The sequence below is a fragment of the Methylobacterium carpenticola genome (assembly GCF_042748905.1).
In the GTDB taxonomy this organism is placed as follows: Bacteria; Pseudomonadota; Alphaproteobacteria; order Rhizobiales; family Beijerinckiaceae; genus Methylobacterium; species Methylobacterium carpenticola.
This window is the reverse complement of the sequence record NZ_JBHZEO010000001.1, coordinates 2,363,338-2,383,447: the sequence shown is the minus strand read 5'-3', so window position 1 is coordinate 2,383,447 and position 20,110 is coordinate 2,363,338. Positions and strand designations below refer to the sequence as shown.

Below are 20,110 nucleotides of genomic sequence, written 5' to 3'. Positions count from 1 at the left end.
CGGGCGCTGCTCCACGAGCGGGCGACCAGCGGGAACCCGGGCCCGCCCCGCGGGTGCCCGCCGCGGCCGGCCTCATCCCGGGAGCGGCTTGAGGTAGGGGAGGGGCTCCGGCCGCGATCCCCGCTTCACCGCCTGAAGCCGGGCATTGGCGCGGGCGAGGGAGGCGCGCAGATGCGCTTCGAGCGCCACCGCCGCGTGCGCGGCGTCGCCGGCGTCGAGGGCGCACAGAACCTGCAGGTGCTCCGGCAGGAACGGCTCGGTCGGGTAGAGCGCCGGGTTCCACCGGTAGAGGAAGCGGTGGGCGACCAGGAGCGACTGGTACAGGCGGACTGCTTCGAGCAGGGTGCGGTGCGGACAATAGCCCAGGATCACGTCGTGCAGATCCGCTTCGAGGGCGTCGAGGGCGGGTCCGTCCAGCGTGCCGGCCTGCGCCACCGCCACCGCGATCCGCGCGCGCGCCCCGGCCACGACGTCGCGCGGGACCAGGGGAGCGGCCTTCGCGAGGGCGAGGGGTTCGAGCGTCCAGCGCATCTCGTAGAGTTCGGCGACGTAGTCCGGCGTCAGGCCGGGCGCGTACCAGCGCGAGCGGGCGTCCTTGCGGATCACGCCGCGCTGGTGGAGGCGGGCCACCACCTCGCGGGCGACGGTGCGGCTGACGCCGTGATGCTTGGCGAGATCGGCCTCGACCACCCGCCACGCGCACAGGGCCGTGCGCGACACGATGTTCATCTCGACGTCGCCGTAGATTCCCTCCCAGCTCGCCTGCGAGCGGAGTCGCACCGGCGCGGGTGCGTCGCGCGCCGGCGCGGCCTCGCCGTCGCGGCCGCGCACGACGTAACCGCGGCCCTCGCCGCGGGCGACGAGCCCGGCCTCGGCGAGGGCCGTGAGGGCTTGGCGCACCGGGGCCCGGCTGATCCCGAACTCGGCGGCGACCCGCGATTCGAGGAGGCGCGTGCCCGCCGGGAGGCTCCCCGAGCGCACGCGCCCGGCCAGAATCTCGAAGGCTTGGCTGTGAAGCCGCGCCGCCCCGCCCGCAACCGTCCGCGAGGGGTCCTGCCGCCGCACATCGTCGACCGGGGTGATGGCGCGCTCCTCAGGTCCCAAGCCGTCCCCGCCAGCTTCGCCGTCCCGGGGAGGATTGCCAAGATCCTCGCGGTGCGGTGTGATGCAATGTCGAATGCATGCATCAGACATGGATCGGGAGGAAGGGATGGCGGGTCAACCTGCGGGATGCCCCGCGGCCGGGATCGGGCCGCTCCGCGGAGGGTGTCGGCCGTGACCGCGCCGGCATCGGGGCCGTCCCCCGCCGGGCCGCGCTTGGCGATGGCGGATCTGGCCGCGTTCGCGCACGCGGCCCTGGCGGCGGCCGGAGCCGACGAGGCGAGCGCGGCGGCGGCCACGCGGGCCATGGTGCACGCCTCGCGGCTCGGCATCGACAGCCACGGCATCCGTCTGCTGCCGCATTACGAGACCGCGATCCGGGGCGGCCGGGTGAACGGGCATCCGCATCTGCGCTTCGCGGAGGCGGGGGCGGTCGCGCAGCTCGACGCCGACCACGCGCAGGGCGCCCGGGCCGCCTACGCGGCGATGGACCGCGCCGTCGATCTCGCGGGCCGCTTCGGCATCGGCGCCGTGACCATCCGCAACGGGTCGCATTTCGGGGCGGCGGGTGCCTTCGCGCTCGCCGCCGCCGAGGCGGGCTGCATCGGGCTCGCGACCTGCAACTCGGACAGCGTCGTGCGCTTGCACGACGGCGCCGAGCGGTTCCACGGCACGAACCCGCTCGCCGTTGCGGTCCCGGTCGCGGGCGGCCGCCCCTGGCTGCTCGACATGGCGACGAGCGCGATCCCCTACAATCGCGTGCTGCTCTACCGCAGCCTGGGATGGGCGCTGCCGGAGGCCACCGCGTCGGACGCGCAGGGGCGCGACACCACGGATGCAGAGCGGGCGGAGATGCTCGCCCCCCTCGGCGCCGCCTTCGGCTTCAAGGGCGCGGGGCTCGCGGGCCTCGCCGAGATCCTGAGCGCGGTCCTGTCGGGCATGCGCCTGAGCCACGAGATCGCTCCGATGGCCGGCCCGGACTTCACGCGCCCGCGCGAGATGGGCGCCTTCGTGCTGGCCCTGCGCCCGGCGGCCTTCATCGATCCGGACGTCTTCCGGGACGGGATGGCGCGCTACCTGGCGGCCCTGCGCGGCTCGTCGGCGGCGGGCGGTCCGGTGATGGCGCCTGGCGACCGCGAATGGGCCGAGGCCGAGCGCCGCGACCGCGACGGCATCCCGGTCGATCCGGCGACGCTGGACGCGCTCGCCGCGCTCGCCGCCGCCCACGGGCTGCGCATGCCGGCGCCCGCCGGCTGACCGAATCGCCGCCGGCAGCACGATCGCGCTTGTCAGGACCGCCGCGCTCTGCTGAGATGCGATTGGTCAATGTATACACCAGCCAACAAGGCCGGGAGGAGCGCCGTGGCGCTCGGGTGGGCGCGCGGGACCGGGCCCAGGGAGGACGCGATGAGAGATCCAGGGACGCTGACGCGCCGCCACGCGCTCGGGCTCGTGGCCGGGGCGCTCGCGGCGCCGGCCGTCGTGCGCGCCGCCGCACCGGTTACGTTGACCTATTCCGACTGGCACCTGGCCGAGCCGGTCTGGGGACGCTCCCTTGCCGAGGCCTTCGCTCAGTTCGAGAGCGAGAACCCGGACGTGAAGATCAGGCCCGAGCCGGTGGCCTACGGCCAGCGCGACGTGCGCTACGCCACGGCCTTCCGCGGCGGGCGGGGGCCGGACGTGTTCTCGCTCGATTCCAACCCGGTCAAGCAGTTCATCCGCGAGGGCTGGCTCATGGACCTGACCCCGTTCCTGGAGAAGGACGGGGGCGCGGCCGCCTGGGCGAGCCAGTTCTACGAGCCCGCGATCAAGGTGGTGGGCGAGAAAGGCGGCCTCTTCGGCGCGCCGCAGACCTACGTGCCGATCGTCCTGTTCTACAACCGGCCGATGCTGGAGAGCGTCGGGGTGACGGCCGCGCCGGGCACCTGGACGGAGTTCCGCGACGCCGCCAGGCGGCTGACGGCGCCGAGCCGGCCCGGCGGGCAGGTCGACCGCTGGGGCACCACCATGGTGCTGGGCCAGGGCGGCTTCGACCTGCGCTTCCCGGTGGTGCTGCGCGGCTTCGGCGGCGACATCCTCAACCCCGACTACACCCGCTCGCGCCTCGACGAGCCGGCGGCGCGCGAGGCGTTCGGCTTCGTGGTCGGCCTGATCAACGACGACAAGGTGATGCCGCCCGGCGTGCTGCAGGTCGACGCCAATGCCGCCCGCCAGCTCCTGGCGACCAAGCGGATCGGCATGGCCTTCGAGGCGGCCTGGGCCTACCCGATCACTGCCGAGATGAACAAGGATCTCGACGCCTGGAACACGCTCCAGGTCGCCCCGGTGCCGATGAAGGATCCCGCCGCGGACCACATCCGCACGACGCTCAACATGAAGTCCCTCCACATCAACCCGAAGACCCCGAATGCCGAGGCGGCTTGGCGGCTCGTGCGCTTCCTCACCGACCGGCAGAGGGCGGAGAAGTGGTACCTCGACAACAACCTGCTCTCGCCCCGGCGGGCCGTGAACGCGGAATTCCCGAAGATCCAGGCGAGCGCCTCGGCCAAGCTGATGGCGCAGGAACTCGACCACGCCGCCTTCATGCCCCTGATTCCGCAATGGCCGGAGATCAACGAGACCTTCCGCCAGAGCCTGCACGCGGCCGTGACGCGGTCGAAGACGCCGGACCAGGCGCTCGCCGACGCGCACAAGCAGGTCGAGGCGATCCTGCAGCGCAAGACTTGAGCCAGGCGATGCGGCCATCTCCCGGTGCGGATGCCGCCGGCCGGGGGGAGCGCTGGCTCCCCTTCCTGTTCGTCGGGCCGGCGATCCTGCTACTGCTGCTGGTCCTCGGCCTCCCGGCCGTGACCGCGGTGCTTCAGAGCTTCAACCTGGTCTGGGTCCGCGAGCCGGGCTTCTCCCTCGACGCCTACCGACAGCTCGCGACCGATCCCCAGTTCGGCGCCACGCTCTGGACCACGCTCCTCTATGTCGGCCTCGTCGTCTCGCTCCATCTCGCCATCGGGCTCGCGGTCGCCCTGGCGCTGAACGCGGAATTGCCGGCGCAGTGGCTGTTCCGGGTCGCCGCGATCCTGCCCTGGACCGTGCCGGACGTGATCGGCGGCATCATCTGGCGCTTCGTCTTCGACACGCTGCCCGGGATGGCGAACGCGGTCCTGCTCCAGCTCGGCGCCATCGACCAGCCGGTCGACTGGCTCGGCACGCCGTCGCTCGCCTTCTTCGGCGTCGTCACGGCCGAGGTCTGGCGCGGCTACCCGTTCGTCATGCTGATCCTGCTCGCCGGGCTGCAGGCCATTCCCGGCCACCTCTACGAGGCCGCGGCGATCGACGGGGCCGGGGCGTGGCAGTCGTTCCGCTACGTGACGCTGCCCGGCCTGCGCAACATGCTCATCATCGCCCTGGTGCTCGACCTCATCTGGGAGGCGCGCCTGTTCGGTACCGTCTACGGCATGACCGGCGGCGGGCCGGGCGACGCGACGCAGCTCATCTCCACCATGACGTTCAAGCAATATTTCGAGTTCTTCAATCCGGCCTACGCCTCGGCGATGGCAGTCGTGCTGGCGCTCGCCATGCTGATCGTCGCGATCCCCTACCTGCGGGTCACGATGTCGAGGAACGCCTGACGATGCCCCGCCTGCGCCGGCCCTTCGTGGTCCTGATCCTGGGGCTGATGCTCCTCTACAACCTCGCCCCGTTCTACTGGGTGATCTCGTCCTCGCTGAAGCCGCCGCTCGAGGTGATCGACTTTCCGGCGACGCTGTGGCCGCGGCAGGCCACCGTCGAGGCCTACCGCAAGATCTGGCAGCAGGAGGGATTCCCGGTTTATTTCCTGAACAGTCTGATCACCTCCTCGGGTACGGCGCTGGTCTCGTCGCTGGTGGGCGTGTTCGCGGCCTACGGCTTCTCGCGCTTCGCCTTCCGGGGCAAGCTCGCCCTGATGGCCATCCTCCTCACCAGCCAGATGCTGCCGGGCGTCCTGCTGGTCGGGCCCTATTTCGAGCTGCTGAGCCGGGCGGGCCTCTACGACACGCGCCTCGGCCTCGTCCTCGCGCTGTCGACGATCACGCTCCCCTTCAGCGTCTGGATGCTGAAGGGCTACATCGACACGCTCCCGGTGGAGATCGACCAGGCGGCGATGCTCGACGGCGCCTCGCGGCTGCAGGTGCTCACGCGGGTGATCCTGCCGAACGTGATGCCCGGCTTGGTCGCCACGGTCACCTTCGCCTTCCTGCTCGCCTGGGGCGACGTGCTCTGGGCGCTCTGCCTGATCCAGGACCAGGCCCGGCAGCCGATGACCCTGGGCGTGCTCAAGATGTTCGGGCAGTTCCGGGTCGAGTGGGCGCAGATCATGGCCGCCACCCTGGTGGCGACCGCGATTCCCTCGTGCCTGTACGTCGTCCTGCAGCGCTACCTCGTGCAGGGCTTTGCCGGTTCCGCAGTGAAGGATTGACCATGCTCCCCGTCGGCTCGACCTCCCTCTCCCTCGCCGGCATGACGATCCTGGTGATCGGCGGCTCCAGCGGCATCGGCGAGGCCGCGGCCCACGGCTTCGCGCAGGCCGGCGCCCGCGTCGCCATCGCGGCGCGACGCCCGGAGAAGCTCGACGCGGCGCTGGCGCGCCTCAAGCGCCTCTGTCCCGAGGCGCGCGCCTATGAGGTCGACGTGACCGCGCCCGGCGCCGTGGCGGCTTTGGCCGACGCCGTGCTGGCGGATCTCGGCACGGTCGACGGGCTGATGAACTGCCAGGGCATGACGATCATCAAGCCCGCCCTCGACTTCACGCCGGACGAGTTCGGGCAGGTGATCGACACGAACCTCACCAGCGTGTTTCATTCCTGCCAAGCCTTCGGGCGGGCGATGGTGGCGCGGGGTGCGGGCACGATCATCAACATCGCCTCGCTCGCTGCGCATCGCGGCTGGCCGAACGCCTGCCCCTATGCGGTGGCCAAGCACGGCATCGTCGGTCTCACCACCTCGCTCGCTGCCGAATGGGCGCGGCACGGAGTGCGGGTCAATGCGATCTCGCCCGGCTTCTTCATGACCGAACTCAACCGCGAGAAGATGCCCCAGGCCCGCAAGGACGCGGCCCTGCTGCGCTCGCCCGCCGGCCGCTTCGGCGAGTTGCAGGAGCTGGTGGGCGCGGCCGTCTACCTCGCCTCGACGGCCGCGGGCTTCACCACCGGGACGGTGCTGAACGTGGATGGCGGCTACCTCGCGGGCGGCATCTGACCGGGCGATCGGCCCCGCTGCCGCGGCCGCGCGCGCATCCGCCGGCGCGGCCGCGCGGGTGCGGCGCGGGATTGCCGCTGGGGTGCAAGGGCCCATCAATGGGAACGCGATCGTCAGCAATGGCGCACAGGATAGCGCCTTCGGCCGCACGATCGCTGGGGTACTATCTCCGCGTGGGCTCGCCGCCGCGTGGGCGGCGAGGAGGCGAAACGCGCCGATCCGGCCATGATGACCATGCGCAAGAACGATGACCATGCGCAAGAACGACGTCGCGGCGATCGAGGCAGCCCGGCGCGGATGACGTCACGGCGACAGGCGTGTGATGAAGCGCGCTGTAATCCTGCTGGTCCGGCCGCTGAAGCGATGGGATAAGGTGCAGCGACGCAGCCGCATCGGGCAAAGCGCGAGGTCGACATGCTGTCATGCACGTCGGGCAGCGAGACCGGTCCAGTCCTCCCCCTCGGGTGCCTCTGCCATCGGCCAGAGATCCGGTTCCTCGCGCGGCGGATCGGCGCGGGCCTGTCGCGCCGCGGCTTCGTCACGGGCATGGCCGCTGCGGTCTCGGTTGCTGGCTTGCCCAGTCCCGCCCTCGCACAGCCAGCGCTGGCACGGCCTCAGCCGCCCATCCTGTTCACGAATGCCCGCGTGTTTGATGGCCAGTCGGACGCATTGCGGGACGGGCTCCAGGTCCTCGTCGAGAAGGACAGGATCAAGGCTGTCGCAAGCGGCAACCAACCCGCCCCGGACGACGCGCGCGTGATCGATTGTGGGGGCCGGGTCCTGATGCCGGGCCTGATCGACGCGCATTGGCACTGCCTGTTCGCTGGATTGCCTCTGGCGACCGCAGTGGCAGCAGACCCCGGCTACATCGTCCTGGCCGCCGCCGCGGAGGCCCGGCGCACCTTGATGCGGGGCTTCACGACGGTCCGAGACCTTGGCGGCCCTGCCTTCCCGCTGCAGCAGGCGATCGACCAAGGATTGGCGGTCGGCCCTCGCATCTATCCATCGGGCGCCATGCTGACCACGACCGGCGGGCACGGCGACATGCGGCCGTTATCCGACCTGCCGAGGAGTGCCGGTGGCCCCGTGAGCGCGCTGGAGCGGACCGGTGCTGCCGCAATTGCCGACGCTGCCGCCGATCTCCGGCTTCGCGCGCGCGAGCAACTCATGCAGGGTGCCTCGCAGATCAAGGTCGTGGGCGGCGGCGGCGTTTCCTCGCCGCGCAGTCCGCTGGACATGACGACGTTCAGCTTGGACGATCTGCGCGCAGCGGTCGCGGTCGCTGAGGACTGGAACACCTACGTGGCCGTGCACGCCTACACGCCGCGGACGATCCAGCGGGCGATCGCCGCCGGCGCGCGGTGTATCGAGCATGCGCATCTGATGGATGATGCGACGGCCGCACTCATGGCGGAGAGGGGCATCTGGCTGAGCATCCAGCCATTCCTCGGGGACGAGGACTCGGTCCCGCTGACGGGACCGAGTCGCGCCAAGTTGCTCGAGGTCTTCGCCGGCACGGACACCGCGTACCGGCTGGCGAAGACGCACGGCGTCAGGACGGCGTTTGGGTCGGACCTGCTGTTCTCCGACACGCTGACGGTGCGACAGGGAACCATGCTGACCCACCTGGCCCGTTGGTACGGCAACGCCGCGATCCTACGCATGGCGACCGGTACCAACGCCGACCTCCTTGCACTATCCGGTCCGCGCAACCCCTATCCGGGCAAACTCGGAGTGGTTGAAGAAGGGGCTCTTGCCGATCTGTTGCTCGTCGACGGCAACCCCGTCGAAGACATCGCGCTTGTGGCGGACCCGGCCAAGCACTTCCTCATCATCATGAAGGGCGGTGTCCTCTACAAAGACGCTCTCATCCCGTAGAGCGTCTAGATGTTCGGTCGCGGGCCGCGGTGCCGCCGCTGCAATAGGGCGGATCGGCGAGCACGCCGCCGATCGTGCCCGGCGCCTGCGCGGCGAGGGCCGCCAGGACGTCGGGCGCGTCCGCCCGGATCAGCGTCGCCGACCCGATGCGGACCACCTCGCGGAAGTGAGCAAGGGCAGCCCCGCACCGGCCAGGGAGGGCCGGTGCGGGGCACCGGGACGCGCCGGGAGCTGGCACGTCGCGGTTCGGCCGGTTTTTCACGGCCTCGGAATGGTGTTCGGGCATAACCTGATGCAGGGTGCCCCGGCCGCTGCGCGCGGTGGCGGGGTGACCGTTGTCCGGCCGGCTGCGGTCATGCGAGGCCACCACCTCGCGGTTCGGGGTGCTGAACCCACCCCGGCTCCCGCCTCTTTACAGAGCGAGAGGACTCTATGCGGTCCGGGCCGCCTTGGCGAGGCGGACGAGCCGGAACAGCGTGTCAGGCTTCATCGCGCAACCCAGGACGGGCCTCACGCACCAGCGCGGCCGGAACCTGCCACGCGGCGCGCCACCAGATCTCCCAGGCGTAGGCCTGCAGCTGGAGCAGGGTTGCGATGTCAGCCTCGCCGGACATCGGTCCGCTCCACGGAGCCCGCGATCTCGGAGGGCGAGCCCTGGACGTGCTGGCGCTGCTCGATGGTGGCGTTCAGCTCCACGCGCCGGCCCTGCAGGCGGCGCACCTCGGCATCGATCGCCCGGCTCTGCGCACCCCAGAAGGTGAAGTCGTCGACGTACTCCAGAGCGGCCCGCTGCCGGCGCAGCTCCTCAAGCCGCGCGTCGATCGCGTCGATCTCAGCCACCTCAGGCATTGATGCGCGTCCAGCACTGGGCGCAACGCTCGCAGGCGGCCCGCTCGTGCAGCCGGCCCCGCACCAGGCTGAAAGCCGTGGTCCGGGCGACAGCGCCCGTCCCGCGGATCGGCCGGCCGCGCGCATCCCGCACGTCATGCTGAGCGGGGCAGATGCACGGCACGCGCTTGCGGTCGAGGATGGCCGCCACGACGCGGCAGCTCGTGCGCACCTTACGCTTCGGCGTCGTTGCTCATCGCGCTCTCTTGCGTCCGGATTTGCGAGGATGATCGACGATCGCGACGTGAAGACTGTCCGTCTTGACGTAGGTCTCGCCAGATCCGTTGAAGAAGAGATATTCGACGACGCCCCGATACTTCGGGTTGTTGACGATGTAGCTAACCTGCCCCGTGCGCTAGGCGCGCCCGCGAGGGGAGGGGACTTGGTCCGCGTTCAAGCCGTCGGCGATCTGCTGCAAGATCCGGCCGGCCTCGCGCTCGGCGAAGATCCGGCGCACCACCGCGGCCTGCTCCGGCACGACCTGCAGCCCGCCCTCACGGTCGATGACGTAGCCGTAGGGTGGCCGCCCGCAGGCGATGCCGCCGCGGCCGGCCTTCATCACGCGCCCACCCTTGGTGCGCTCGGTGATGATGTCGCGCTCGGCCTCGGCCATGGCGGCTAGGGCCTGTTGTCGCTTGAACTCATTGCGTGGTTGATCGTTTCTCCGCTTTGAGTGAGGAGACGCGATGCTGACGGACGCCCAGTGGGCCGAGTTGGAGCCGCTGGTGGAAGCCTGCCGGCCCAAAGGCAAGACGCCGCCCCTTGAACTGCGCCGCACGATCTCAGCCATCCTTTGGCGGCATCACAACGGCGCCTCCTGGCGCGCCATCCCGGCCGAGCTGGGTCCCTGGTGGCAAGCCGCCCAGGTCTTCATCCGCTGGGCGCGCGCCGGTGTCTGGGAGCGGCTGCTCGACCTCGTGCAGACCCGCGGCGTCGCGCTCGGCATGGTGTTTCTCGACGCCACGAGCATTCGGGCTCACCAGAAGGCGGCGGGCGCGGCCAAAAGGGGGGATCTGGAGCCGAGCGAGACCATCGTGAAGCTCTTGGCCGTTCGCGTGGCGGCTATGGCACCAAGGCCTGCGTGATCGCCGACGGGCGAGGACGCGCGATCGCGTTCCGCCTCGCGCCCGGCCAGGCGCATGAACTGCCGCACGCTCTCCCGTTGCTCGATCAGCTGCCCGGCGTGCCGCAGTGGGTGGTGGGTGACCGCGGCTACTCCAGCCACCGTTTTCGCGAGGCGATCTGGACCGCCGGTGCACGGCCAGCGATCCCGACCAAGGGCAACGAGGCCCCGCTCGCCTGTCCTGAGTGGATCTACAGCAACCGCAACATTGTCGAGCGGCTCCGGGCCCGGCTCAAGGAGTGGCGCGCCGTCGCCACCCGCTACGAAAAGACCGCCGTCAGCTTCATGGGCATCCTTTGTCTGGCCGCCACTCTCGACTGGATCAAGTGACGACAGGCCCTAGTGCTGCTCACGAGCAAGAAATAAAATCAACGCATTCGCAGGTCCGATCGGATGTTTTGGTTGATAGAAGCCCAACGAGCCCGCCTAATGCGATCGTTGAATTGAAGGCATTTTCTCCTGATGGAACAATGCCATCATCGATTTGTGACGCTGTAAAAACGACCTTGCGGAGGCATGCTCAATTCGCCGGATTTCTGGCGCGTCATACCGCCGCGCTTATGAACTGATCTGTTGCAGGTAGGGGTAGGCGCAGAGGGACTTGATGCGGCCGGTCTCTGCCGCGAGCGCAGTCCAGGCCCGGCAGCACGCCTCGACGACGGCCTCGTAGTCGGCCAGGAGCCGATGGGAGAGGTAGCGCTCGCGCAGGTAGAGCCAGACACGCTCGACCGGGTTCAGCTCGGGACTGTAGGGCGGCAGCGGCACGAGGGTGAGGTTGGGCGGGAGCGTCACCGCGCGCGGATCGTGCCAGCCCGCACCGTCCAGCACCATCACAGCGTGGGTGTCGGCTGGGATGCTGGCCGCAAAGTCGGCCAGGAAGCGATCCATGGCCTGAGTGCAGACCCGCGGCAGCACGAGGGCGAACTCCTCGCCTGTGGCGGGCCGCACGGCTGCGAAGATGTAGGCTGAGGCGAAGCGCTTGTCGCACAGCCCTGGTGGGCGTTGGCCGCGCACCCACCAGCGATGGCCGGTCCGGCCCTTCTGGCCCACGCGCGCCTCGTCCATGAACCAGAGCGCGATCGTCTTGTCCGGATGGGCTTGGGCCGCCGCCGCTACGGCGGTGCGAAGCCCCCTTTGGCGAAAGCGGCCGCCGCACGGGCGTTCCGCTTCGGGTGAACGGGCCTGGCCTTCTGCTTCGACAGCCCGAGCCGACGCACGACCCGCGACATGGATTGCGGGCACATCGTCTTGTCGAACCGCTCCTCGATGAAACGGCAGAGGTCCGGCAGCGTCCAACTCGACGGCTCCCCTTGCTCGGGATCTGGCCCAACCAGGATCCGATGCACCAGAACTGCTTGCTCACCCTCGCTGAGGATCTCTCGCCTGTGGCCATGCGGACGATCCACCAGCCCGGCCAGCCCCTCGGCATTGAACCGGATCACCGCATCGCGCAGAGCTTGGCGCTCCATCCCGGCCGCCCGCGCCGCCTCGGCGCGGCTCATGCCTTCCAGCGCATTGGCGATCGCCAGCATCCGCTGCGCTGTCGAACGGCGAGGCTCTTTCCTGGCCCGCCGCCTCAACTCAGTCGGCGTCGCGACATCCTCCCGGATTGGCAAACCGCGTCCCATTCCGACCTCCCGCTCAGGCAGGAGCCAATTGAATCAGCTGCTTCGTTCCCGGGGAACACCCAGCCGAGTCACCTCAATCGCGCGCCGGTATGACGGATCGAGTCTGAAGCGTTCGGGCTCTTTCGTCCAGGGAGCAATGCGGGAGATTGGGTGACGCGCTGGGTGTGAAGGCGGCGTATCGAGGCGGGTGTCGAGCCTGCCAGAACCTCTCAAGAGAGAGCGATACGCCATGAACAGCCCTACCAACATCGTGCGGCTTCGTCAGCCGGATGAGATCGACGATCCCCTGACCGAGGTGTTGCGGGCCGGCGCCCGCCGCCTGCTCGCCCAGGCGGTCGAGCTGGAGGCCGAGGCCTTCCTCGCGGCCATGCAGGACCTGCGGCTGCCGGACGGACGCGCCCGCTTGGTGCGCCATGGGTACGGCCCCGAGCGCGCGATCCAGACCGGCATCGGCCCGGTGCCGGTCGCACGGGTGCGCATCCGGGATCGCGGCGCGACGAGCCCCGTAGAACGGATCCGGTTCTCCTCGGCCCTCCTGCCGAAGTGGGCGCGGCGCACCCGCAGCCTGGATGCCCTGCTGTCGGTCCTCTACCTGCGCGGGATCTCCACCGGCGACTTCCAGGAGGCGCTCGCCGCCCTCCTGGGTAAGGACGCCCCGAACCTCTCGCCGGCCGTCATCGCCCGGCTGACGGCGAGCTGGGCGGACGAGTACGCCCGCTGGCAGGCCCGTGAGCTCGCGGCCCGTCACTCCGTCTACGTCTGGGCTGACGGCGTCTACCTGCAGACCCGGATGGAGGAGCAGGCCGAGTGCATGCTGGTCCTGATCGGCGCCACGCCGGAGGGCAAGAAGGAACTGGTCGGTTTCCAGGTCGGGGTGCACGAGAGTGCCCAGAGCTGGCGGGAGTTGCTGGTGGACGTGAAGCGGCGCGGGCTGTCGATCGCGCCGAAGATCGCGGTGGGCGACGGGGCATGGGGCTTCTGGAAGGCGCTCGACGAGGGGTTACCGGGCACGCGCCATCAGCGCTGCTGACAGCACAAGACCGCCAACGCCCTCAACAAGGTGCCGAAGTCGCTGCAGTCGGCGATGAAGGAGGACTTGCGCGAGATCTCCGGCGCGCCCACCCGGGCCAAGGCCGAGGCGGCCCTGGACGTCTTCGTCGAGAAGTACGGGGCCAAGTATGCCCGCGCGAGCGAGTGCCTGACGAAGGACCGCGACGCCCTGCTGGCCTTCTACGACATGCCCGCCGAGCATTGGGATCACCTTCGGACCACGAACCCGATCGAGAGCGTGTTCGCCACGGTCCGCCACCGCACGGTGCGCACCAAGGGGGCGCTCTCGCCCACGACCGCCAAGCTGATGGTGTTCAAGCTCGTCATGGCGGCCGCGAAGACCTGGCGGCGACTGAAGGGCGAGAACCAGTTGCCGAAGATGGTGGCGGGCGTCATCTTCCGGGATGGGACCGAGGTCGTCGCCAGCCCAGATCACCGCGCCGCCTGACCGCCTCCGTCACCCAAAGTCCCGCATAGCTCCCCTTCGCGATCCATCGCCGGAACCAGCCGTAGACCGTGCGCCAGGGCGGAAAGCCGGCCGGCAGCGCCCGCCGCCCGTCCGCAGGTGCCAGGCGATCCCGGCCGACACGTGGCGGGCCGGGGTCGCATCCGCTCGGCTCGGCGGATCGCCTCGCTCCAGAAAGCGGGCCACCTCGTCCAGCCCCACCTGCAGCACCATCTCCTTCAGGCGCGTTTCATGGCGCGTCCGATGTCGGTCCGTCCACATCTGCTCTCCACTCCGCCCTGCCAGGCGGAAGTTGTGTTGGCACATGAGACAGATGGGAACGCCCGGCGGAGGAGTTCAAACAGGCTCTGACAGATGAACTCGTAGGGCGTGAGGCCGCGCAGGGTCTTGAGCCGACGACCGTAATTGTAGGCTTCCACGAATAGCTGCATGTGGTGCCGCAGCTCGTCGTGGCTGGTGCAATGGTAGCGCTTGACCGTCGCGTCCTTGATGGTGCGGTTCATGCGCTCAACTTGACCATTCGTCCACGGGCAGCGCGGCTTGGTCAGGCGATGTTCGATCTTGGTCTGCTCGCAGGCCCATTCGAAGGAATGCCAGCGGTAGATGCGCGGCTAGGGCGTCTCTGCAAACTCATGTGAGCCAGAGCATTGTCATGCCGAGGGTGACCATAGCGAGGTAGTTGGTGGCCCGCTTCTCGTAGCGGGTGGCGATGCGGCGATACTGTTTGAGCCGGTTGATCAGCCGCTCGCCCCTGTTGCGTTCCCGGTAGGCGGCCTTGTCGAAGTCGGGCTGACGCGGCTGATCCTTGCGGGTCGGGATCACCGGCTCGACCCGCCGCTGCCTGAGCCGGCGGCGGGCGGATGGGCTGGAGTAGCCTCTGTCGCCGGCCGCCCGGCGCGGACGCAGGCGGGGCCGGCCACGCCCCGGCCGCCGCACCGCGCCCTTGTCCATCAGCGCGTCCAGCGCAAACTGCTCGTGCCGCTCGCCAGCCGTCAGGACGGCCGCCATCGGCTTGCCCCCGCCCTCGGCACGCAGATGCAGCTTGGTCGAGAACCCACCCTGGCTACGCCCGAGCGCCTCGCCCGCACCCTCGACCGTCCCCTCACCCCCCGATGGCGCCGGACCGGCGTGCGCCGGCGGCGTGCTGGTGGGCGCGCACCACCGTCGCGTCCACGAAGTGCAGGTCCCAGTCAAGGTCGCCGCGGGCATCCGCCTGCGCCTGCAGGCGCTGCAGTACCCGGTCAAATACGCCGGCCTTGCACCAGCGGTAGAACCGGCTCGAGACGGTTCCGACCGCCCCGTAGCGCGCCGGCAGGTCCTCCCAGGGCGCGCCCGTGCGCAGGATCCAGAGCATGCCGTTGAGCACCTGGCGGTGATCCACCGCAGGACGGCCGGTGCGCGGCTTCTGCGGCGGAAGCAGCGGGGCGATCTGCTCCCACTGCGCGTCGGTCAGTTCAAAGCGTCGCATCCCGATCACGTGGGGGCTCGGCCCGACCGTGTGAACCCCTTTGCAGAGACGCCCTAGTCGTGCTCTGCCCAATAGGCGGCAGCCTTGGCTTCGGCCTCCTCGTTCACCGGGTGGTTGTCGGTGAACTGGATGCCGTTATCAGTCAGCACCGTGTGGATCGTGTAAGGCACGGCGGCGACTATGTGAAAGTAGCCGATAGGGTAGGCCTTGAAGCGCGACCGCTTGGGCTTGTCGCCGTCGACATCCGGCAGGCGGCTGATGCCGTGACGCTGCAGGCAGCGGTGCAGTGACGAGCGAGTGAGATGCGGAAGGGTCGGCTGAAGCGCGTAGAGGCAGTCGTCCAGCGGCAGCAGGGTATGCCGCCGGAAGGCGACGATGACCGCCTCGTCCTCCAGGCTCAGCACGCTGGAGCGGGGCTCCTTCGGGCCCATTCGCGTATCCGTGCTGGTCTGGCGGGAGCGCCACTTCTGCACGGTGGTCGGGCTGACCCCGTAGCGCTTGGCGGCGGCTCTCACGCTCTCTTGACGAGCTTGGATTGCCCGACGGACTGCCTCAGTCGTTGTGGCGCTGCCGTGGAGAACCTGTCCCATAGCGCGTCCCTCCATGCGGCAGCAGTTGTACCATCACATGCCGGGACCGAACATCTAGGGAACGAGCTTGAGACGCTGATCCGCCTCAAAGAGGCGGCCGAGAACCGGCTCAGGCAGAACCCCGATTTCGTTCGGATCGGCGTCTACGAGCAGGCCATCCGGGCGCTCAGGAGATTGCAGGAAACACCCATCGAGGAAGGCCTGTTCGCCGAGGAGGCCCACGTGCCGGCGGCGCTCCCGGCGCGGACGATCAGCCAAGCCGATGCCGCTGCGGAGGTGCTGCGCGAGCACGGTAAGCCGATGCGGACGATCGACCTCGTCGAGCCGGTGCGGGCGAAGGGTGCGCGCGTCAGCCTGAACCATCCCGAGTCGAGCCTCTCGTCCAGCCTGTCCAAGGATAGCCGGTTCGAGGTCGCGAAAGTGCGGGGACGGCGGGTGTGGCGGTTACAGGCTGCTACCCCTCGACCCGCTGCCTGATCAACACCACTACGACCCTGGCCGACTACATGGCCGCCAGCTGAACGGCCTCTTCGGTGAAAACGTGATCGTAGTGATGGGGGTTTGGGACTGTCAGGAATTCCGTGTGGGTGCTGCCATAGTGGACCCGAAGGAGGTTCCCAATGGCACGACGTAAAGCTCCCCACATCCCTGACGCTATCCTGGACCAGCTCCTAGCCGGGGCTGATCCGAAGACGGCTTTCGAGGCCGATGGCCTGCTGGACGAGCTGAAGAAGGCCCTGGCCGAGCGAGCGCTCAACGCCGAGATGGACCATCATCTGGCGGGCGAGGACGCCGGCAACACACGCAACGGCTACGGTCGCAAGACGGTCACGACCGAGACCGGCCGGATCGCGCTGGCGATCCCGCGCGATCGGCAGGCGACGTTCGATCCGCAGCTGATCGCCCGGTATCAGCGCCGCTTTCCCGGCTTCGACGACAAGATCGTGTCGATGTACGCCTGCGGCATGAGCACTCGGGAGATCGTCGCGCACCTGCGCGAGCTCTACGGTATTGAGGTCTCACCCGACCTGATCAGCGCGGTAACGGACGCGGTCCTGGAGGAGGTCGCCGCCTGGCAGGCCCGGCCGCTGGAGCCGGTCTACCCGATCGTGTTCTTCGACGCCCTACGGATCAAGGTGCGTGACGAGGGCGTGGTCCGGAACAAGGCCGTCCACATCGCGCTCGGCGTGCGCGCCGACGGATCGAAAGAGATCCTCGGGCTGTGGCTGGAGCAGAACGAGGGCGCCAAGTTCTGGTTGCGGGTCATGAACGAACTCAGGAACCGCAGCGTCGAGGACGTGCTGCTTGCCGTGCTCGACGGCCTGAAGAGCTTCCCCGATGCGATCCGGGCGGTGTTCCCCGAGGCGCTGGTTCAGACCTGCATCGTCCACCTCCTGCGCCACAGCCTCGACTTCGTCTCCTACAAGGACCGCAAGCTCGTGGCGGCCGCGCTGAAGGAGATCTATCGAGCCCTGGATGCCGCCGCCGGCGAGGCGGCCTTGGCGGCCTTCGAAGCGAGCGAGTGGGGTCGGCGCTACCCGGCCATCGCCCAAAGCTGGCGACGGGCCTGGGGCGAGGTGATCCCGTTCTACGCCTTCCCCAGCGAGGTTCGGCGGATCCTCTACACCACGAATGCCATCGAGGCTCTGAACGCCACCCTGCGCCGGGCTGTACGCGCCCGCGGGCACTTCCCAACCGACGAGGCTGCGCTGAAGCTGCTCTTCCTGGTCTTGAACCGCTCCGAGAAGGCGTGGAAGATGGGACCGCGTGAGTGGGTCATGGCCAAGGCGCAGTTCGCCGTCATCTTCGGCGAGCGCTTCACCCGGGCCATGGCGGCCTAATGTTCAACCCGCCGCCCCCACACGAAATTCCGGACAGTCCCTGGGGGTTTTTCGCGCAGTGCAGCCTCAAGTTGGCCGCGCCAACAGGATCGCAATCCGCACCACCATTCGCTTCTGCGCCAAGGCGACCACGCGGCGGGGAAAACGTCTGAGAGTGGCAGCTGCTTCCGGTGTGCTTCCGGTTCTACCGATCACCAAGCCTACAACCTAAGCTAAGTCATTGAGGTTGTTGGCGCACCCGACACGATTCGAACGTGTGACCTTTGCCTTCGGAGGGCAACGCTCTATCCAGCTGAGCTACGGGTGCTGATCGCGAAGCCTCAGTAGCGCAAGCCGTCGCGGGACGCAACGGGGTCTGGATCATCGAGCAGGGCAATCGCTTCAGCCTTGGAGTGGGTTTGGGCTGCGCGACGAGGAGGATCGTGATTCATCGGGGGCCTGGCGTTCTGCGAGGCTCCCATGCCGTCATCGCTTTCGATCCTCGCCCACTTCTCAGCCCTGGAGGATCCGCGCCAGCACTGGCGGGTGATCTACCCGCTCCCTGAGATCCTGCTGCTGGTGCTGTGCGCCACGCTGTGCGGCATGGACGACTTCGTCGAGATCCGGCTGTGGGGCGAGCAGCGCCTCGACTTCCTGCGCCGCTTCCTGCCCTACGCGCGCGGCCTGCCTGCCCACGATACCCTCAACGACGTCGTCAACGCGCTCGACGCCAACCTCTTCAAGGACTGCTTCACGGCCTGGGTCGCGAGCCTGCGCGAGGCCGAACCCGACCTCATCGCCATCGACGGCAAGACCTCCCGGCGCTGCCACGCCAAGACCAAAGGCCGGGCTGCCCTGCACACCGTCTCGGCCTGGGCCGCTCGCCAGCGCCTCGTGCTCGGCCAGGAGGCCGTCGCCGACAAGAACAACGAGATCACCGCCATCCCATGCCTTCTGGAACGGCTCGAACTCCGGGGCGCCCTCGTCACCATCGATGCGATGGGCACCCAGACCGCCATCGCCGAGACCATCGTGAACCGAGGCGGCGACTATCTGCTGGCGCTCAAGGCCAACCGCCCCGCCACCCACCACGACGTCGTGCGCTTCTTTGCCGATCCAGGCGACGGAATCGCGGACACCCACGAGATCCTCGACAACGACCATGGCCGCCTCGAACGCCGCCGTGCCAGCGTGTGCCATGACGTCAGCTGGCTCACCTCGGATCGCCGCTACCCCGATGAGCCACACATGCCCCACTTGGCGATGATCGGCATGATCGAGACAAGGGTCGAACGCGCCGGCAAGATCGAACGCGAGCAACGCTACTATCTCTCCTCGGCCAAGCTCGACGCCAAGACCTTTGCAGCCGCCGTGCGCGCGCACTGGCAGATCGAGAACCGTCTGCACTGGGTGCTCGACGTCGTCTTCCACGACGACCTCGTGCGGCTGCGGACCGGATCGGGCCCGCAGAACATGGCGGTGGTGCGCCACATGGCCGTCAACCTCGTGCGTGAACCCCACGATCGCCACAGCCTCAAGACCCGCAGAAAGCTCGCCAATCTCAACCCCGACTACCTCGAAGCCCTCCTCCGACGCACACCCGCAAACCCATCAAAAAGCTGAAGCGATTCCCCTGGATCATCGAGTCCCCCCAACGGGATCCATGCAAGGGCTCTGAAGGCAAAGGTCACATGGTCGAATCGTGTCGGGTGCGCCGGGGGAGGGGAGATGGGGCTGGCGGTGATCGGCATTGCGCCCCGGGTGCGAACGGTTTGCGGCACCGTTGTCGGCGCGTGCCGCTGCTGTGCCGGCCTCCATACCAACGAAGACGTATGGGATATCTCATGAGACCTGTGCGCGAGCCCGGGGAGCTACCATCCCTGGTATCGTTTTGGCTCAGGTACACCCAAGATGTTGTGTTTCGAGCACTTCGCGCACAGGTCTCATCATACCGCCCCGCTTATACCAACGGCCTTTAGGTTTGACCGAATTAAGCCCAGTCGTGCCGGCCAATGCTGGTGATGGTTGCGGGTTGCGCGAGGAGCTTGTTCCAGGCGTCACAGGCGGCCTCGACGATCGCCTCGTAGCCGTCGAACACTCGGTTGGAGAGCCAGTTCTGGCGCAGATACAACCAGATCGTCTCCACCGGATTGAGCTCAGGTGCCCGTGAGGGCAGGAAGATCAGCGTCAGGGTCGCGGGCACGACGAGCTGAGCGCTCGTGTGCCAGCCGGCGCGGTCGAGTAGCAGCACCGCATGGGCGCCGCGCGCCACCGTGCGGGCGATCTCGTCGCGGTGATGCTGCATGGCCCCCAGATCGGCATGGGGCAAGATCGGCATGGGGCATGACCAGGGCCGCTCCAGTGCCGCGGGCTGGACAGACCGCTCCAAACAGGTACGCCCTCTCGTCGCGCTGGTCAGCCGGCTGGCGCGGCCGCGATCCCCGTCGCGCCCAGACCCGCACGAGGCCGTTCTTCTGGCCCAAGCGCATCTCGTCCTGGAACCAGATCTCGACGGGTTTGTCAGAGCCGACCCTGGCGAGAGGGGCGGTCAGCGTCGCGGCGAAGTTTTTTTGGTTCTTCGTCATTCGGGGTTGATGGGGGCCTACAGCAGCCCCGCCTCCAAATCGGCCTCCAGGGTTGATAGCGGCATCCCGTAGTAGCGCCAGGGTCCGTAGACGGGGATCAATCTGGGCCCAAGAGGAAGGGTGCGTGCGAGGCGGTTGGTGAGCTTCTGGCCCTCCACATCGCGCTCGACCCGCCGGTGCTTCAAGAGCGCCTTGGCGCGCAAGGTGCTGAAGTCATAGCCCGCACCCTGGACGTTCATCTTTCGGATCAAGCCGTTCAGCCGCTCGATATACGCTGAGGT

20 protein-coding genes, 1 tRNA gene and 5 pseudogenes are annotated in these 20,110 nt (G+C 68.7%); 11 read left to right on the top strand and 15 right to left on the bottom strand.

Annotated features, from left to right (window positions below; genetic code table 11):
- Window positions 1-72: 72 nt before the first annotated feature.
- Window positions 73-1,104: a GntR family transcriptional regulator gene (locus ACE101_RS11320; protein WP_379129212.1), complete on the bottom strand. Its 1,032-nt coding sequence runs from the start codon at window positions 1,102-1,104 to the stop codon at window positions 73-75.
- Between the two features lie 219 nt (window positions 1,105-1,323).
- On the opposite strand from ACE101_RS11320, the gene ACE101_RS11315 reads away from it, so the two are divergent.
- From ACE101_RS11315 to ACE101_RS11290, 6 genes are all read left to right on the top strand, one after another.
- Window positions 1,324-2,358 (top strand): Ldh family oxidoreductase, encoded by a 1,035-nt coding sequence (locus tag ACE101_RS11315; protein WP_379138597.1) that lies wholly within the window; start codon window positions 1,324-1,326, stop codon window positions 2,356-2,358.
- A gap of 150 nt (window positions 2,359-2,508) precedes the next feature.
- Window positions 2,509-3,828 carry an ABC transporter substrate-binding protein gene (locus tag ACE101_RS11310; RefSeq protein WP_379129210.1) on the top strand — a complete coding sequence of 440 codons (1,320 nt, stop codon included), beginning with the start codon at window positions 2,509-2,511 and terminating at the stop codon, window positions 3,826-3,828.
- Between the two features lie 8 nt (window positions 3,829-3,836).
- On the top strand, window positions 3,837-4,727 hold the full coding sequence (locus ACE101_RS11305) for a carbohydrate ABC transporter permease (RefSeq protein WP_379129208.1): 891 nt from the start codon (window positions 3,837-3,839) through the stop codon (window positions 4,725-4,727).
- A 2-nt stretch (window positions 4,728-4,729) separates the two neighbouring features.
- A complete protein-coding gene (locus tag ACE101_RS11300; RefSeq protein WP_379129205.1) occupies window positions 4,730-5,554 on the top strand; it encodes a carbohydrate ABC transporter permease in 825 nt (274 codons plus the stop codon).
- A 2-nt stretch (window positions 5,555-5,556) separates the two neighbouring features.
- The gene (locus ACE101_RS11295) at window positions 5,557-6,333 is read left to right on the top strand and encodes an SDR family NAD(P)-dependent oxidoreductase (RefSeq protein ID WP_379129203.1); all 777 of its coding nucleotides are present in this window, start codon (window positions 5,557-5,559) and stop codon (window positions 6,331-6,333) included.
- 414 nt (window positions 6,334-6,747) lie between these two features.
- A complete protein-coding gene (locus tag ACE101_RS11290) occupies window positions 6,748-8,211 on the top strand; it encodes a metal-dependent hydrolase family protein (RefSeq protein ID WP_379129201.1) in 1,464 nt (487 codons plus the stop codon).
- Here ACE101_RS11290 and ACE101_RS11285 read toward each other — a convergent pair.
- The 5 genes from ACE101_RS11285 to ACE101_RS11265 form a co-directional block, all read right to left on the bottom strand.
- On the bottom strand, window positions 8,201-8,368 hold the full coding sequence (locus tag ACE101_RS11285; protein ID WP_379129198.1) for a hypothetical protein: 168 nt from the start codon (window positions 8,366-8,368) through the stop codon (window positions 8,201-8,203). The two genes, ACE101_RS11290 and ACE101_RS11285, sit on opposite strands and share 11 nt — an antisense overlap.
- 322 nt (window positions 8,369-8,690) lie before the next feature.
- Window positions 8,691-8,825, bottom strand: a complete 135-nt coding sequence (locus ACE101_RS11280) for a hypothetical protein (protein ID WP_379129196.1) — start codon at window positions 8,823-8,825, stop codon at window positions 8,691-8,693.
- Window positions 8,809-9,060: a hypothetical protein gene (locus ACE101_RS11275; RefSeq protein ID WP_379129193.1), complete on the bottom strand. Its 252-nt coding sequence runs from the start codon at window positions 9,058-9,060 to the stop codon at window positions 8,809-8,811. The genes ACE101_RS11280 and ACE101_RS11275 overlap by 17 nt, the downstream gene beginning before the upstream one ends.
- Window positions 9,053-9,250 carry a hypothetical protein gene (locus tag ACE101_RS11270; protein ID WP_379129191.1) on the bottom strand — a complete coding sequence of 66 codons (198 nt, stop codon included), beginning with the start codon at window positions 9,248-9,250 and terminating at the stop codon, window positions 9,053-9,055. The genes ACE101_RS11275 and ACE101_RS11270 overlap by 8 nt, the downstream gene beginning before the upstream one ends.
- 204 nt (window positions 9,251-9,454) lie before the next feature.
- On the bottom strand, window positions 9,455-9,712 hold the full coding sequence (locus tag ACE101_RS11265; RefSeq protein WP_379129189.1) for a recombinase family protein: 258 nt from the start codon (window positions 9,710-9,712) through the stop codon (window positions 9,455-9,457).
- A gap of 73 nt (window positions 9,713-9,785) precedes the next feature.
- Between ACE101_RS11265 and ACE101_RS11260 the strand changes: the two genes are divergently transcribed.
- Window positions 9,786-10,552 (top strand): IS5 family transposase gene (locus ACE101_RS11260; protein WP_379129186.1). Its coding sequence is split into 2 segments (ribosomal slippage): window positions 9,786-10,101 and window positions 10,101-10,552, totalling 768 coding nucleotides; the frame shifts between segments, so codons are not numbered across the junction.
- Between the two features lie 228 nt (window positions 10,553-10,780).
- On the opposite strand, the pseudogene ACE101_RS11255 reads toward ACE101_RS11260, so the two are convergent.
- Window positions 10,781-11,317: pseudogene (locus ACE101_RS11255) on the bottom strand (IS630 family transposase); the annotation flags it as partial.
- A 17-nt stretch (window positions 11,318-11,334) separates the two neighbouring features.
- Complete coding sequence (locus tag ACE101_RS11250; protein WP_379126108.1) at window positions 11,335-11,754, bottom strand: winged helix-turn-helix domain-containing protein; 420 nt, start codon at window positions 11,752-11,754, stop codon at window positions 11,335-11,337.
- Between the two features lie 325 nt (window positions 11,755-12,079).
- On the opposite strand from ACE101_RS11250, the pseudogene ACE101_RS11245 reads away from it, so the two are divergent.
- A pseudogene (locus ACE101_RS11245) lies at window positions 12,080-13,348 on the top strand (IS256 family transposase).
- A gap of 236 nt (window positions 13,349-13,584) precedes the next feature.
- Here ACE101_RS11245 and ACE101_RS11240 read toward each other — a convergent pair.
- The 4 genes and pseudogenes from ACE101_RS11240 to ACE101_RS11225 form a co-directional block, all read right to left on the bottom strand.
- Window positions 13,585-13,959 (bottom strand): annotated as a pseudogene (locus ACE101_RS11240) (integrase core domain-containing protein); the annotation flags it as partial.
- A gap of 37 nt (window positions 13,960-13,996) precedes the next feature.
- Window positions 13,997-14,575 carry an IS5 family transposase gene (locus tag ACE101_RS11235; protein ID WP_379129184.1) on the bottom strand — a complete coding sequence of 193 codons (579 nt, stop codon included), beginning with the start codon at window positions 14,573-14,575 and terminating at the stop codon, window positions 13,997-13,999.
- Window positions 14,469-14,834 carry an IS5 family transposase gene (locus tag ACE101_RS11230; RefSeq protein ID WP_379129181.1) on the bottom strand — a complete coding sequence of 122 codons (366 nt, stop codon included), beginning with the start codon at window positions 14,832-14,834 and terminating at the stop codon, window positions 14,469-14,471. Before ACE101_RS11230 ends, ACE101_RS11235 begins: the two co-directional genes overlap by 107 nt.
- Before the next feature lie 116 nt (window positions 14,835-14,950).
- A pseudogene (locus tag ACE101_RS11225) lies at window positions 14,951-15,424 on the bottom strand (helix-turn-helix domain-containing protein); the annotation flags it as partial.
- Between ACE101_RS11225 and ACE101_RS11220 the strand changes: the two are divergent.
- Both ACE101_RS11220 and ACE101_RS11215 read left to right on the top strand, forming a co-directional pair.
- Window positions 15,407-15,901 (top strand): HTH domain-containing protein, encoded by a 495-nt coding sequence (locus ACE101_RS11220; RefSeq protein ID WP_379129178.1) that lies wholly within the window; start codon window positions 15,407-15,409, stop codon window positions 15,899-15,901. The pseudogene ACE101_RS11225 and the gene ACE101_RS11220 sit on opposite strands and share 18 nt — an antisense overlap.
- A gap of 143 nt (window positions 15,902-16,044) precedes the next feature.
- Entirely contained in the window at window positions 16,045-17,265 is a 1,221-nt protein-coding gene (locus ACE101_RS11215; RefSeq protein ID WP_379129175.1) for an IS256 family transposase, read from the top strand.
- Between the two features lie 230 nt (window positions 17,266-17,495).
- Here ACE101_RS11215 and ACE101_RS11210 read toward each other — a convergent pair.
- Window positions 17,496-17,572: transfer RNA gene (locus tag ACE101_RS11210), tRNA-Arg, on the bottom strand.
- A gap of 152 nt (window positions 17,573-17,724) precedes the next feature.
- Here ACE101_RS11210 and ACE101_RS11205 point away from each other — a divergent pair.
- The gene (locus ACE101_RS11205; protein ID WP_379128221.1) at window positions 17,725-18,867 is read left to right on the top strand and encodes an ISAs1 family transposase; all 1,143 of its coding nucleotides are present in this window, start codon (window positions 17,725-17,727) and stop codon (window positions 18,865-18,867) included.
- Between the two features lie 367 nt (window positions 18,868-19,234).
- Here the strand turns inward: ACE101_RS11205 and ACE101_RS11200 are convergent.
- A pseudogene (locus ACE101_RS11200) lies at window positions 19,235-19,817 on the bottom strand (IS630 family transposase); the annotation flags it as partial.
- Between the two features lie 29 nt (window positions 19,818-19,846).
- Window positions 19,847-20,068: a hypothetical protein gene (locus tag ACE101_RS11195; RefSeq protein WP_379129172.1), complete on the bottom strand. Its 222-nt coding sequence runs from the start codon at window positions 20,066-20,068 to the stop codon at window positions 19,847-19,849.
- Window positions 20,069-20,110 lie beyond the last annotated feature (42 nt).